Origin of the sequence: Bradyrhizobium sp. SZCCHNRI3052, assembly GCF_032484895.1 — a bacterium.
Taxonomy (GTDB): domain Bacteria; phylum Pseudomonadota; class Alphaproteobacteria; order Rhizobiales; family Xanthobacteraceae; genus Bradyrhizobium.
This window is the reverse complement of record NZ_JAUETW010000001.1, coordinates 339,576-352,859: the sequence shown is the minus strand read 5'-3', so window position 1 is coordinate 352,859 and position 13,284 is coordinate 339,576. Positions and strand designations below refer to the sequence as shown.

Here is a 13,284-nt window from a genome sequence, read left to right as displayed (position 1 = left end):
AATCGAGGGAGGAGCGACCGGTCCTCCCTCGATCAATCCCGATGAGCCGACAGAATGTCGCCGACGCCTTACAGTCGGCGATCGAACGACGCTGCTCTATCGTGTCCCCGGAACGAAGTGATCGCGCTTGCTGACCGACGTCCCGGTCGCCGGATCCGTGATCTTGATCTCGATGTCGACCGGCGCGGAAGGCAGGTCGGCCCCCTTGGCCTCGATCGACATGCGGATCTCGCGGGTCTGATCCTGGCCGACGTCGATCACCATACGACCGTCCTGCTCGCGCGTCTCGCCGGCCACCGTCACCTTGGCGTTCGGAAGCCCCACGACGTCCAGCACGAAGTCGCGCGGCCCGCGCTTGTTGAGCAGACGGACCGTGTAGTCGTTGCGGACGCCGCCATCCGACAACTGCACGAACAGCGGGTTACGTTCATGCAGCACGTTGATGCCCATCGTGCCGCGCGTCACCAGCGAGTACAGCATGATCCCGCCGACGATCGCGATGAAGGTCGCATAGATGATCGTGCGCGGTCGGATGATCCGGTAGATCTCGGGCTTGCCTTCCTTGCGGCGCTGGACGTTGATGTCGGTGTCGTAACCGATGAGGCCCGTCGGACGGCCGATCTGGGTCATCACGCTGTCGCAGGCATCGATGCACAGGCTGCACTGGATGCAGCCGAGCTGGATGCCGTGGCGGATGTCGACGCCGGTCGGGCAGACGTTGACGCATTGATGGCAGTCGATGCAATCCCCGGCGGGTGCGCCCTGCAGCCGTGCGGCTTCCGCCTTCTTGACCGACATGCGCGGCTCGCCGCGGTCGCCCTTGTAGGTGACGTTGAGCGCCCACTCGTCGGTCAGCGCCGCCTGGATGCGCGGCCACGGGCACATGTAGATGCAGACCTGCTCGCGAGCGTGGCCGGCGAACACATAGGTCGTCGCCGTCAGGATGCCGATCCAGAGATAGGCGGTGAACGGCGCCTGGAAGGTGGCGAGGTCCTTCACCAGGGTCGGCGCATCGTCGAAATACAGCACCCAGGCGCCACCGGTCCACCAGCCGATCATGATCCAGAGGAAATGCTTCAGCGCGGCCTGGCGGATGTGGGTGAAGGTCCAGCCGCGCTTGTCGCTGAGCATGCGCTCACGGCGGTCGCCCTCGGCCCAGCGCTCGACGGCGTAGAACAGGTCGGTCCACACCGTCTGCGGACAGAGATAGCCGCACCACAGCCGGCCGGCGACCGCGTTCATCAGGAACAGGGCGACCGCCGCGATGATGAGCAGCCCGGTGAAGTAGTAGACCTCCTGCGGCCACAGCTCGATGAAGAAGAAGTAGAACCGGCGATGCGGGAAATCGACCAGCACCGCCTGGTTCGGCATGCCGGGTCCGCGATCCCAGCGGACGAAGGGCAGCAGGTAGTAGATGCCGAGCGTGATGCACAGGATCGTCCACTTGATGCGCCGGAAGCGGCCGTGCACGGCCGCCGGATAGACCTTGTCGCGCGCCTTGTAGAGCGGCCCGACGATATAGGTTTCGTCCGAGTCAGCCATGATATCCCCGCTTCATCTTGCCGTCCTTCCGACCGATTCAGGAGAACGCGTTGCCGCTTTTGAGCCCCAGCTTCTTGAAGACGATCGCCGCCGGGCAGAAGCCCGTGAACGAGGCCTGGATCATGTTCACGCCCGCAAAGCCCGCCAGCAAGAACCAGTAGGGACTGACGTACCAGCCCAGCGTCAGGCTGAGCAGGACGACGACGCCCGCGAAGGTGAGAACTGCTTTGTCGACGTTCATGACATACTCCTTCATGGTTGCATTTGAGCGTAATCAAGCAAGTGCCGGCCCGGCCGTACGGCTACTGCCGCAGGCCGGACAGTGTCCAGGCGACGATTCGTTGCGAGTCCATCGCACCCGAGATTCGCGCCAGCTCCCGCCCCTGCTGCAGCAGCAGCATGGTCGGAATTCCGGAGATGCCGAACCGCGCCGACACCTCCGGCGCCTCGTCCGAGTTCAGCTTCAGAAGCTGCACACGCGGCTCCAGCTCTTGCGCAGCGCGCGCGAACATCGGCGCCATCGCACGGCACGGGCCGCACCACGGCGCCCAGACGTCGACGAGCAGCGGCAGACTGCTGTGCGCGACATGGCGTTCGAACGCGGCCTGGTCGACCTCGATCGGATGGCCGCTGAACAGCGGCGTATGACACTTGCCGCATTTCCCCTGCGTCGGCGCGCGGTCCGCGGGCAGACGGTTGATCTGCCCGCAATGGCCGCACACGATCTGCAAACCGTTGCTCATGTGCCGGTCCTGACTTCCTTGATCTTGGCGATGTTGAGCCGGTCGAGCAGGAACTTTTCGTAGAACGGCTCGGGCGTCCCGCGCCTCATCTTGCGCAGGAAGTACTTCTCGAAGGCGACCTTGGCGTAGTGCACCCACTCTCCCTTCGACGACCAGTTGACGTTGCGCGGCGGGATCTGCGGCTGGGCCAGGAAGGCGACGCCGGAATCACCGAAATCGGCAAGACAGATCGCGTTCCAGGTCGGCTCGGCTTTTGGCTCCTGGCCGCGCAGCAGCGCCCCGATGTTCAAGGCCGTCGCCGTCACCATCGATTCGATCATGAAGCCGGTCTTGGGCACGCCGACCGGCACCGGCGTCGGCCCGATCGGCGGAATCGCAACGCAGACGCCGATGGCAAACACGTTGGGGAAGGTCGGATTACGCTGATGCTTGTCCACGACGACGAAGCCGCGGGGATTGGTGAGCTTGTCGATGCCGCGGACGGCTCCCACGCCGCGAAAGGCGGGCAGCATCATCGAATAGGCAAACGGTAGCTCGTGCGTCTTGCGGACGGTGCCGTCGTCGGCGACCTCCTCCACGAACATGCGGCCATCCTCGACCTTGGTGACGCGCGCGCTGGTGATCCACTTGATGTGCTTTTCGCGCATCTCGCTTTCCAGCAGACCCTTGGTGTCGCCGACGCCGTCGAGGCCGAGATGGCCGATATAGGGCTCGGAGGTCACGAAGGTCATCGGCACCTGATCGCGCATCTTGCGCCGGCGCAGCTCGGTTTCCAGGATGAACAGGAATTCGTAAGCGGGGCCGAAGCATGAAGCGCCCTGTACCGCACCGACGATCACCGGCCCGGGTTTCTCGGCGAGCCTGTCAAAGGCCGCCTTGGCATGAGCGGCGTGGTCGACGTGGCACACGGATTGCGTATGCCCATCGGGTCCAAGCCCCGGGATTTCGTCGAAGGCGAGTTCGGGACCGGTGGCGACGACGAGATAATCGTATGCCACCATGCCGCCGTCCGTCAGCTCGACCTGGTTCTCGGCCGGATGCACGCGCTTGGCGCCCTGCGTCAGCAGCCGGATGCCCTTGCGCTGCATGACGTCGACCAGATCGATCTCGATCTCGTCGCGCTTGCGCCAGCCCACGGCCACCCAGGGGTTGGATGGCACGAAATGATAGGAGGAGCCCTGCGAGACGACGGTCACGCGATCCTCCTTCCTCAGTTGCGGCAACATTTCATAAGCCATCAGCGAGCCGCTCAGCCCCGCCCCGATCACCACGATTTCCGCCATTGGGATCCTCCATCCGCACTTGATTCATTCTTGCTTCATGTCACCGCGGCGCCGCCGCCGGCCTTGACTATATATTCGAATATCTGTATATACGCAACTATGAAAATTAACGCTGACATCATGGAGGCGGCGGCGGACCAGGCCAGCGACCTGCTGAAGGCGCTGTCGAACCGCCATCGCCTCCTGATCATCTGCCAGCTGGTCGACGACGAGCGGTCGGTCGGAGAACTCGCCGAGTTTCTCGGCCTGCGCGATTCGACCGTGTCGCAGCACCTGGCGCTCCTGCGCAAGGACGGCCTGGTCACCGCCAGGCGCGAGGGGCAGACGATCTACTATTCGATCACAAGCGATCCGGCCCGCGAGGTCCTCAAGACGCTCTATCAGGTGTACTGCGGGCCGAGACCGTCACCGAGACTATGAGGATGCCGGACCGGCATCTTGACCGATATCAAACGGGAACTCCCATCCAGGTGAGATGTCTGCAGCCGGCTGCGGACGGCTCGCCCGAACCTCACAAATCGAATCAAACCAGACAGGAATAGGCTGATGCGCAGATTATCGGTCCTGAGCTTGATCGCCGCGATGGCGTGGCAGGCAGCACCGGCCCTTGCGGAGACGCTGACGGTGGCGCCGCGGCAGGTCGCCGACGAGAAGGCGGTGTTCGCGACGGTGGAGAGCATCAGCGTGGTCCCTGCCCGCGGCCGCATCGGCGGCACCATCGTGCAGCTTTCGGTGCGCGAAGGCGACCCAGTCAGGCGCGGCCAGCCCATCGCCTTGATCGGCGACGACAAACTGGCCCTGCAGATCAAATCGCTCGACGCCCAGATCGAAGCGCTGCAGGCGCAAGCGAACCAGGCGCAGATCGACTTCACCCGCACCGAGGGCCTCGTCGAGCGCGGCACCCTGCCCCGCATCAAGCTCGACGAGACGCGCACGGCGCTGAACGTCGCCGAGAACGGGCTGCGGGCTAAGACCGCCGAGCGTGCCGTGGTCAACCAGCAGATGACTGAGGGCCAGGTGCTGGCTCCCGATGACGGCCGCGTGTTGAAGAAGTTGGTTGCCGTCGGATCTGTGGTTCTGCCCGGAGATCCCGTGGTCACGGTGGCGCAGCAGAACTTCAAGCTGCGACTGCGCGTGCCCGAGCGCCACGCTCTCTTTCTCAAGGCCGGCGACAAGGTCCGGGTCGACGGTGCCGAGTTCGGCGACAGCGCCGACAAATGGGGGGTGATCGACCTGGTCTATCCGCAGATCGAGGAAGGCCGTGTCGTGGCCGACGCGATCGTCTCCGGTCTCGGCCAGTATTTCGTCGGCGACCGGCTCCGGGTCTGGATCTCCGGCGGCCAACGCGATGCCTACGTGATCCCGCAGCGCTACGTCACAACGCGGTTCGGCATCGATTATGTCCAGTTGCAGCAAGGGACGCAGAAGGTGAGCGTTCCGGTGCAGCGCGGCCGCGCTCTGCCGAGCGCCAATCTCCCCGATGGACTCGAAATCCTGTCCGGCCTGCGCGCCGGCGACCAGTTGGTGCAGCCGTGAAACTCGGACTCTCAGGCAAGCTTACCCAGGCGACCATCGCCTCGCCGCTGACGCCGCTGTTCCTGCTCGCGGCGCTCGTGGTCGGCCTCATCGCCGTCGTCGTGATCCCGCGCGAGGAAGAGCCGCAGATCAGCGTGCCGATGGTCGACATCCGCGTCAACGCCGACGGCCTGCGTGCGCCTGACGGCGTCGAGCTCGTGACCAAGCCGCTGGAGACCATCGTCAAGGCGATCGATGGCGTCGAACACGTCTACAGCCAGACCGAGGACGACCGTGTCATGGTCACCGCGCGGTTCCTGGTGGGGACCAAGTTCGAGGACGCGATCCTGCGCGTCCACGAGAAGCTACGCGCCAACCTCGACCGCATCCCCGTCGGCATTCCCGAGCCGCTGATCGTCGGCCGCGGCATCAACGACGTCGCCGTCACCGTGCTGACGCTGTCGCCGAGGCCGGAGGCCGCCGGGCGCTGGTCGGACAAGGACCTCTACGAGCTCGCCGACAAGCTGCGTGCGGAGCTGACCAAGGTCGACAATATCGGCCTGACCTATATCTCCGGCGGCGGCGCCCAGCAGATCCGGGTCGAGCCCGATCCGGAAAAGCTGTCGCTGTTCGGCGTCACCCTGCAGCAGCTCGTCGCCAAGGTGAAGGACGCGAACCGCTCGTTCCTGGCCGGAGACGTTCGCGACGGCGGTATCGTGCGCAACGTCGCCGCGGGCCAGACGCTCACGGGCATCCCGGACATCGGCCTGCTGCTGATCTCGACGCGCGACGGCCGTCCCGTCTATGTGCGCGACGTCGCCACCGTCGTCATCGGGCCCAACCTCGCAGAGCATCGCGTCTGGGACGACGCCCGCACCGACAAGGGCGACTGGCACCGGGTGCCGGCGGTGAGTCTTGCGCTCGCCAAGCGCGCCGGCGCCAATGCCGTGGTGGTGTCTCACGACATCGCGCAGCGCCTCGAAGGGCTGAAGGCCAGTCTCATTCCGAGCGACGTCGCAGTCACGGTGACGCGCGACTACGGCGAGACCGCCAACGAGAAGGCCAACGAGCTGCTGTTCCATCTCGGCCTCGCCACGATCTCGATCGTCGTGCTGATTGCTGTCGCCATTGGCTGGCGCGAAGCCCTCGTCACCTTCGTGGTGATTCCGACCACGATCCTGCTGACGATGTTCGCCGCCAATCTGATGGGCTACACGATCAACCGGGTCAGCTTGTTTGCCCTGATCTTCTCGATCGGCATCCTGGTCGACGACGCCATCGTCGTGGTCGAGAATATCGCGCGCCATTGGGGCATGCATGACGGCCGGCCGCGCCTGCAGGCCACCATCGAGGCGGTCGCCGAAGTCGGCAACCCCACCGTTGTCGCGACCTTGACCGTGGTCGCCGCCCTGCTGCCGATGCTGTTCGTGTCGGGACTGATGGGCCCCTACATGGCGCCGATCCCGGCCAACGCCTCGGCGGCGATGCTGTTCTCGTTTTTCGTCGCCATGGTGGTGGCGCCGTGGCTGATGCTGCGGCTGGCGCCGAGGTCCACCAGCGCCTCGGCGGACTCTCATGACGCGCATGGCGAAGGCCGTCTCGGACGCATCTACCGCAGCGTCGCGCGCCCGATCGTCGCCAGCAAGCGCTCCGCCTGGATCTTCCTGCTCGGCGTCGGCATCGCCACCTTGCTGTCGATGACGCTGTTCGCCACCAAGTCCGTCACCGTCAAGCTGCTGCCGTTCGACAACAAGTCGGAGATCGCGGTGATGGTCGATCTGCCCGAAGGCGCGAGCCTGGAGGATACCGAGCGCACGCTGTTCGCGGCCGCCGACATTGCGCATGGGCTGCCGGAGATCACGACCGTGCAGAGCTATGCCGGCACGGCGGCCCCGTTCAACTTCAACGGTCTCGTGAGGCACTACTATCTGCGGGAGCGGCCCGAGCTCGGCGAGCTCCAGGTCAATCTCGCCGCGCGCGGCGACCGCAAGCGCGCGAGCCACGACATCGCGCTCGAGCTGCGCCAGCGGCTGAAGAGCATCCCTGTGCCGGCCGGCACCAGCATCAAGGTGGTCGAAGTGCCGCCCGGGCCTCCGGTGCTCGCCACCCTGCTGGCGGAGATCTACGGTCCGGACGCGGCGACCCGGCGCGCCGTCACCACCGAACTCAAGAAGGTCTTCGCCGACGTTCCCTTCATCGTCGACATCGACGATTCCATCGGTCAGCGACGGCCGCGTCTGCGACTGTCGATCGACCAGGACAGTCTCGAGTTCTTCGGTGTCGAGCAGCGCGACGTCTACGACACGATCCAGACGCTGTTCGGCGGCGTCTCGGTCGGCTACTCGCATCGCGGCGAAGACCGCAATCCGATCGAGATCGCCGTGCGTCTGCCGAAGCACGACAAGAGCTGGAGCCAGGCCCTGGCCTCGACGCCGGTGCCCGCCAACACGGTGCCCGGCAGCAAGACCGTCGTCGAACTCGGCCAAGTCGTGAAGGCCACCATGGAAGAGGGGTCGCCGATGATCTTCCGCCGCGACGGCCGCTTTGCCGACATGGTGATGGCAGAACTCGCCGGCCGCTTCGAGGCCCCGCTCTACGGCATGCTCGCGGTCGCCGACCGGATCGACGCCCATGACTGGGGCAAGCTGCCGAAGCCCGTGATCGGCTTCCACGGCCAGCCCAAGGACGAGTCCCGTCCGACGCTGCTGTGGGATGGCGAATGGGAGATCACCTACGTGACCTTCCGCGACATGGGCGCCGCATTCGGCGCGGCCATCCTCGGCATCTACGTTCTGGTCGTGGCGCAGTTCAAGAGCTTCCGGCTGCCGCTGGTGATCCTGACGCCGATCCCGCTGACCCTGATCGGCATCCTGCTCGGCCACTGGTTGCTGGGCGCGCCGTTCACGGCGACGTCGATGATCGGCTTCATTGCTCTGGCCGGCATCATCGTCCGCAACTCGATACTGCTGGTCGACTTCATCCGGCACAGTGGCGGCGAGGGCAAGACCCTGCGCGACGTCGTGTTGGAGGCCGGCGCCGTGCGCTTCAAGCCGATCCTGCTGACGGCGCTCGCGGCGATGATCGGTGCTGCGACGATCCTGCTCGACCCGATCTTCCAGGGGCTGGCGATCTCGCTGCTGTTCGGCCTGGCCTCCTCCACCCTGCTCACCGTACTCGTGATCCCCGCGATCTACATCGCACTGCGCGAGCCCGGCAAACCCACCACGAAGATGTCGTAGGAGCTATCATGACCAAGCTGTACAGCGAGATCTGCAAGGACATCTCGGGTAACCTGAAGACGCTGCGCAAGGACATTCCGGACGTCATGCAGGGCTTCTCTGCACTGGCGAGGGCCGCCGCCGCTGATGGCGCGCTCGACAAGAAGACCAAGGAGCTGATCGCGCTGGCGATCGGGGTTGCCGTTCGGTGCGACGGCTGCATCGGCTTTCACGCGGAGGCGCTCGTCCGTCTCGGTGCAAGCCGGCAGGAGGTCGAGGAGACGCTCGGCATGGCGATCTACATGGGCGGCGGACCGTCGTTGATGTATGCCGCCGATGCGATTGCGGCGTTCGAGCAATTCCAGCAACAGGCAGCCGCCGCCTGAGCGCGGGTTCAGCCGCAGATATCGAGAATGGCCAGCATGTAGATGCGGATCATGTCGAGATAGTCGGGAATGTCGACGCGCTCGTCCGGCATCGTGTTGTAGCGGCCGCCCGGTCCGCAGACGATGCCCTCCATGCCGCCATAGGTATAAAGATGGCCGGCATCGGTGCCATAGAAGCAGCTCGGCGTCACCGGGCCTGTCGGCTGGGCGGCGCCGCGCACGACACGATAGGCATTGTTGACGGCACGGACGATCGGGCTGTCCGGCGCGACCTCGAACGGCGGCATGGTCGGCACGCCGGCGCGGTCCTCCGACATCAGATGGGCCTTCAGGCCGGGAAAACGCCCCTCCAGCGCATCGAGCTCGCGCCGCATGTCCGCGAGCGCGCCCTGCTCGGTCTGCCCAGGAGCGTAACGGCCGGAGCCCTTGATGCGGACGAAATCCGCGACCTGCGGCGTCCGCCATTCGTGCAACTCACGACCGAGCGCGCCGTGCACGACGCCGACATGGACGCGATTGATGGCCTCATGTGCCGGCGAACGCGCGCCGGAGAACCGCATCGCATTGAGGCGCGGAATGAGATCGCAGGCGGCGGTGATGGCGTCCACCGCCTCCTCGCGCTTCGACAGATGCCGCGTGTTGCCGACGAGCTCGATGATGAACATGAATGCCGCGGCATGCATCGTCATCGCCTTGAGGTCGGTCGGCTCGGAATTGATGAAATAGTCCGCGCGCAGCCCCTGCTCCAACAACGAATAGGTGCCGACTCCGCCTTGCAGCTCGCCGACCACATAGGTCAGAACGACATCACCCCTCAGCCTGACGCCGGCCTCGATCAGCGTCTTGACCGCGCAGAAATAAGCGGCGTCGCCGGCCTTCATGTTTGACACGCCGATTCCGTAGACGAAGTCGTCGTCCACCTTCCCCGCCCAGGGATCGAGGGTCCAGCCCTCGGTCACTGGATTTGTATCGACATGGCCGTTGAAGAGCAGGCTCTTGCCGCCGCCGGTGCCGTGCCAGCGGCCGACCGCGTTGACACGGCCCTCGGCCCCGAACGGGGCGACCGCGGCATCCAGGCCGATCGCGCTCATCTGTTCAGCCATGAAGGTCGCGAGCTGCTTCTCGCCCTCGGTCTTCGAATAGCTCTTGTGCTGAACCATGCGCGACAGCAGCGCGAGCGAAGCTGGAATGTCGATGCGGGCGAGCAGGTCGTTGCGATCCATGGGGGCAATCCTTGCGGTCAGCCAACGGGCGCTGGCGAGGCCGCCATCAGCTCGCGGGTGTAAGGGTGAACGTCGTCTGCGCCGAAGGCATCGACGGCACGGCTGTCGACCAGCCGGCCGTGGCGCATCACGACGATGCGGTGCGCGATCTGCCTGATCAGGTTGAGATCGTGGGTGATGAAGAGATAGGCCGCACCCGTCTCGGCGCGCAAAGCCAGCAGCAGCTCGATGATCTGGGCCTGGACCGAGACGTCGAGCGGCGCCGTGATCTCGTCGCAGATCACCAGGCGCGGCCGCGCCGCAAAAGCACGCGCGATCGCGACGCGCTGCTTCTCGCCACCCGAGAGCTGGTGCGGCCAGCGCATGGCATACGACGCCGGCAGCCGGACCTGTTCGAGCAGGCGCGGCACGGCGGCGACGTCGCCGCCATAGAGCTTCAAGGGGCGCGACAGGATCTCACCGATCCGATGGCGCGGATTGAGCGAGGAATCCGGGTGCTGGAACACGATTTGGACATCGCGCCGATAGGCACGGTTCATATCACCGGCCCTGCGCAACGTTCGGCCGTCGAAGCTGATCGTGCCGTCGAAGCGGGCAAGCCCGGTGAGGGCGCGAGCGACGGATGACTTTCCCGAGCCGGATTCACCGACGAGGCCGACGATTTCGCCGGCACGGACGCGGACATCGACGGCCCTGGTCGCCGGTGGCGGAGCCGCACGGAACAGCCCGCCCCTGCCGTAATGGACTTCGATGCCGCGTGCGTCCAGCACCAGGGCCGCGCCCGGCTGATCGTTCACGAGCCGCCGCTCCGGACGCGGCACGGCGGCGATGAGAGCCTTGGTGTAGGCGTGCTGCGGCGTCCTGAAGATGTCAGACGCGGGCACCTGCTCGACGATGCGGCCGTGCCGGATCACCGCGACACGATCGGCGACCCGGGTCATCATCGCGAGATCGTGCGAGATGTAGAGCGCAGCGACGCCCGTCTCCGCACGCAACCGCGCAAACAGCTCGATGATGCGGGCACCGGTGATGACGTCGAGCGCCGTCGTAGGCTCATCGAACAGGATGACATCGGGCCGGCACCCGAAGGCCGTCGCGATGACTACCCGCTGCTTCTCGCCGCCGGAGATCTCGTGCGGATAGCGCCGCAGCACCGCCACGGGGTCGCGCAGCTCGACATGGCCGAGCAATTCGATCGCGAGGTTCCTGGCGGCCCACGCATTCAGATCGCGATGACGCATCAGCGCCTCGGTGATCTGGCGGCCGATGGTCAATGTCGGATTGAGCGCGGTCGACGGATCCTGGAACACCATGCCGATGCGGCGGCCACGGACCGCGGTCAGTCGCTTCGGGCTGAGGGACCGCAGGTCGAGGTCGCCCAGACACAGGGAGCCCGAGACCTCGCGGGCATTGGCCGGCAGATGCCGCATCAACGCCCAAGCCAGCGAGCTCTTACCGGAGCCGGATTCGCCGACGAGGCCGAGCACCTCGCCGGGCGCGATCTCGAGCGACACGTCACGCAGCACCTCGACAGCGCCCGCCGGGGTGACGTAGTCCAGCCCGTAACCAGTGATGGCGAGCGCCGGCTTCATCGATCGTCCCGCGGATTCAGCGCGTCGCGCAGGGCATCGCCGACGAGATTGAAGGCGATCGCCGACAGCGCGATCGCGGCCGAGGGCGCGATCAGGATCCATGGCGCCCGGTGCATGTATTGGCGCGCATCGGCCACCATCAGGCCCCATTCCGATGCCGGCGGCTGTGCACCCAGGCCGAGGAAGCTGAGCGTCGCGAACAGCATCACCGCAAATGACACCCGGATGGTGGCCTCGATGATGATCGGGCCCATCACGTTCGGAAGCATCTCGCGGAAAATGATCTGCGATGCCGCTTCGCCGCGCGCGATGGCGGCCTTGACGTAGTCCTGACTGCGCACAGCAAGCGCCACGGAGCGCGTGACCCGTGCCATGCCCGGCGCGAACGCAAAGACAATCGCGATCACCGCGTTGACAGCCCCATTTCCGAGCGTGCTGACCAGCAGCAGCGCCATGAGGAGACCGGGAATGGCCATCACAGCATCGTTGGTGCGCATGATGAATTCGTCGGCCTTGCCACCGAGATAGGCCGATGCGACGCCGATCACGGCGCCCATCGCGCTGCCGGCGAGCGTCGCCGCGAGCGCCATCGGAACGGTGGCGCGCGCGCCGGACAGCAGCCGGCTCAGCACGTCGCGGCCGAACTGATCGGCGCCCAGCCAGTTCTGCCATCCCGGCGGGCGGAAACGGCCGAGAAAATCCATCTTCTCCGGCCCATAGGGCGCGAGCCACGGGCCGAGGATGCAGACGATGGCGAGGGCAACGAGCAGCATCACGCTGATCGCCCCCTGCGGCTTGCGGATCATCCTGCCGAGCAGCTCAGTCATAGCTGATCCGCCTGTCGAGCAGCGCGTAGACGACATCCGCCAGCGTGTTGGTGATCGCATAGGTGACCGCCATGATCATCGCGCCGGCCTGGATCGACGGCAGATCGCGGGTGGTGATGGCGATCATCAATGCCCGGCCGATGCCGGGAATGGCGAAAATCTCCTCGATGACGATGATGCCGCCCAGGAGATAGCCGACGTCGAGCGCGACGATGGTGATGACCGGCAGCAGCGCGTTGCGCATCACATGCCGCACCAGCACCGTCCGCTCGGGCAGGCCTTTCAGCCGCGCCGCGCGGACGTAGTCGGACTGCAGCACGTCCAGCGTCTCCGAACGCATCATGCGCATCACATGCGCGACGAGAATGACCGAGACGGTCAGGACCGGAAGGATCAGATGGCGCAGCGCCGGCCCGGCATCCTCCAGCGGCGACACGTAGCCGGTCGCCGGCAGCCATGGCAGAATGTCGGTCAGCAGCAGCGCGAGCACGGTTGCCGTGACGAACTCCGGCAGGGAGACCCCGAGATAGGCGACCACGCTGGTGGCCGTATCCGCCGGCCGCCCCTTGCGGAGCGCCGCGAAGATTCCGAGCGGGACCGCGATCAGGAGGGTGACGACGAGTGCGCCCGCTGCCAGCAGCAGCGAGCGCGACAGCGCCGTCAGCATCTCCGGCGCGACCGGCAGGCCGGTGCGCATGGAGACACCGAAATTGCCGATGGCCGCGTGCGCGACCCAATGCGTGAATTGCAGCCAGACCGGGTCGTCGAGCCCGAGCCGGCTGCGAATTGCGGCCAGCGCCTCCGGCGAAGCGTTCTCGCCAAGCAGCGTCTGCGCTGCGTCAGCCGGCAGCGCCTGTGTGATGGCGAACACCAGCACACTGACGACGACGACCGTATAGACCATCAGGAGCAGCCGCCGCAGCAGCCAGGCGAATGACACCGCTCGGATCCCCGC

Annotated in this window: 12 protein-coding genes; 4 read left to right on the top strand and 8 right to left on the bottom strand. The window is 66.0% G+C overall.

Annotation, left to right across the window (positions count from 1 at the left end; genetic code table 11):
- Positions 1-96: 96 nt before the first annotated feature.
- From ccoG to QW887_RS01595, 4 genes are all read right to left on the bottom strand, one after another.
- Entirely contained in the window at positions 97-1,542 is a 1,446-nt protein-coding gene (gene ccoG, locus QW887_RS01610) for a cytochrome c oxidase accessory protein CcoG (protein WP_315712537.1), read from the bottom strand.
- 37 nt (positions 1,543-1,579) lie between these two features.
- Entirely contained in the window at positions 1,580-1,783 is a 204-nt protein-coding gene (locus tag QW887_RS01605; RefSeq protein ID WP_409998615.1) for a DUF2892 domain-containing protein, read from the bottom strand.
- Positions 1,784-1,844: 61 nt separating this feature from the next.
- Positions 1,845-2,285, bottom strand: a complete 441-nt coding sequence (gene trxC / locus QW887_RS01600) for a thioredoxin TrxC (RefSeq protein WP_315749863.1) — start codon at positions 2,283-2,285, stop codon at positions 1,845-1,847.
- Entirely contained in the window at positions 2,282-3,568 is a 1,287-nt protein-coding gene (locus QW887_RS01595) for an FAD/NAD(P)-binding oxidoreductase (RefSeq protein ID WP_315712541.1), read from the bottom strand. Before QW887_RS01595 ends, trxC begins: the two co-directional genes overlap by 4 nt.
- A gap of 120 nt (positions 3,569-3,688) precedes the next feature.
- Here QW887_RS01595 and QW887_RS01590 point away from each other — a divergent pair, with 120 nt between their 5' ends.
- The 4 genes from QW887_RS01590 (at position 3,689) to QW887_RS01575 (ending at position 8,687) form a co-directional block, all read left to right on the top strand.
- On the top strand, positions 3,689-3,988 hold the full coding sequence (locus QW887_RS01590) for a metalloregulator ArsR/SmtB family transcription factor (RefSeq protein ID WP_315827472.1): 300 nt from the start codon (positions 3,689-3,691) through the stop codon (positions 3,986-3,988).
- Between the two features lie 126 nt (positions 3,989-4,114).
- Positions 4,115-5,104 (top strand): efflux RND transporter periplasmic adaptor subunit, encoded by a 990-nt coding sequence (locus QW887_RS01585; protein ID WP_316194096.1) that lies wholly within the window; start codon positions 4,115-4,117, stop codon positions 5,102-5,104.
- Positions 5,101-8,322: an efflux RND transporter permease subunit gene (locus tag QW887_RS01580; protein WP_316170374.1), complete on the top strand. Its 3,222-nt coding sequence runs from the start codon at positions 5,101-5,103 to the stop codon at positions 8,320-8,322. The genes QW887_RS01585 and QW887_RS01580 overlap by 4 nt, the downstream gene beginning before the upstream one ends.
- A gap of 8 nt (positions 8,323-8,330) precedes the next feature.
- The gene (locus tag QW887_RS01575; protein ID WP_315712545.1) at positions 8,331-8,687 is read left to right on the top strand and encodes a carboxymuconolactone decarboxylase family protein; all 357 of its coding nucleotides are present in this window, start codon (positions 8,331-8,333) and stop codon (positions 8,685-8,687) included.
- Between the two features lie 8 nt (positions 8,688-8,695).
- Here the strand turns inward: QW887_RS01575 and QW887_RS01570 are convergent, their stop codons facing one another.
- From QW887_RS01570 to QW887_RS01555, 4 genes are read right to left on the bottom strand one after another with little or no spacing between them, the layout of a single operon-like run.
- Positions 8,696-9,910 (bottom strand): M20 family metallopeptidase, encoded by a 1,215-nt coding sequence (locus QW887_RS01570; protein ID WP_315827452.1) that lies wholly within the window; start codon positions 9,908-9,910, stop codon positions 8,696-8,698.
- Between the two features lie 17 nt (positions 9,911-9,927).
- On the bottom strand, positions 9,928-11,502 hold the full coding sequence (gene nikE, locus QW887_RS01565) for an ABC transporter ATP-binding protein (RefSeq protein ID WP_316194095.1): 1,575 nt from the start codon (positions 11,500-11,502) through the stop codon (positions 9,928-9,930).
- Entirely contained in the window at positions 11,499-12,329 is an 831-nt protein-coding gene (locus tag QW887_RS01560; protein ID WP_316194094.1) for an ABC transporter permease, read from the bottom strand. The genes nikE and QW887_RS01560 overlap by 4 nt, the downstream gene beginning before the upstream one ends.
- Complete coding sequence (locus QW887_RS01555; RefSeq protein ID WP_315712550.1) at positions 12,322-13,269, bottom strand: ABC transporter permease; 948 nt, start codon at positions 13,267-13,269, stop codon at positions 12,322-12,324. Before QW887_RS01555 ends, QW887_RS01560 begins: the two co-directional genes overlap by 8 nt.
- Between the last annotated feature and the right edge of the window lie 15 nt (positions 13,270-13,284).

Coding starts and splice junctions, on each gene's coding strand:
- QW887_RS01605 (WP_409998615.1), bottom strand. CDS start 1,783: ATGAACGTCGACAAAGCAGTTCTCACCTTCGCGGGCGTCGTCGTCCTG.
- QW887_RS01585 (WP_316194096.1), top strand. CDS start 4,115: ATGCGCAGATTATCGGTCCTGAGCTTGATCGCCGCGATGGCGTGGCAG.
- QW887_RS01590 (WP_315827472.1), top strand. CDS start 3,689: ATGGAGGCGGCGGCGGACCAGGCCAGCGACCTGCTGAAGGCGCTGTCG.
- QW887_RS01595 (WP_315712541.1), bottom strand. CDS start 3,568: ATGGCGGAAATCGTGGTGATCGGGGCGGGGCTGAGCGGCTCGCTGATG.
- trxC (WP_315749863.1), bottom strand. CDS start 2,285: ATGAGCAACGGTTTGCAGATCGTGTGCGGCCATTGCGGGCAGATCAAC.
- QW887_RS01560 (WP_316194094.1), bottom strand. CDS start 12,329: ATGACTGAGCTGCTCGGCAGGATGATCCGCAAGCCGCAGGGGGCGATC.
- QW887_RS01570 (WP_315827452.1), bottom strand. CDS start 9,910: ATGGATCGCAACGACCTGCTCGCCCGCATCGACATTCCAGCTTCGCTC.
- ccoG (WP_315712537.1), bottom strand. CDS start 1,542: ATGGCTGACTCGGACGAAACCTATATCGTCGGGCCGCTCTACAAGGCG.
- QW887_RS01575 (WP_315712545.1), top strand. CDS start 8,331: ATGACCAAGCTGTACAGCGAGATCTGCAAGGACATCTCGGGTAACCTG.
- nikE (WP_316194095.1), bottom strand. CDS start 11,502: ATGAAGCCGGCGCTCGCCATCACTGGTTACGGGCTGGACTACGTCACC.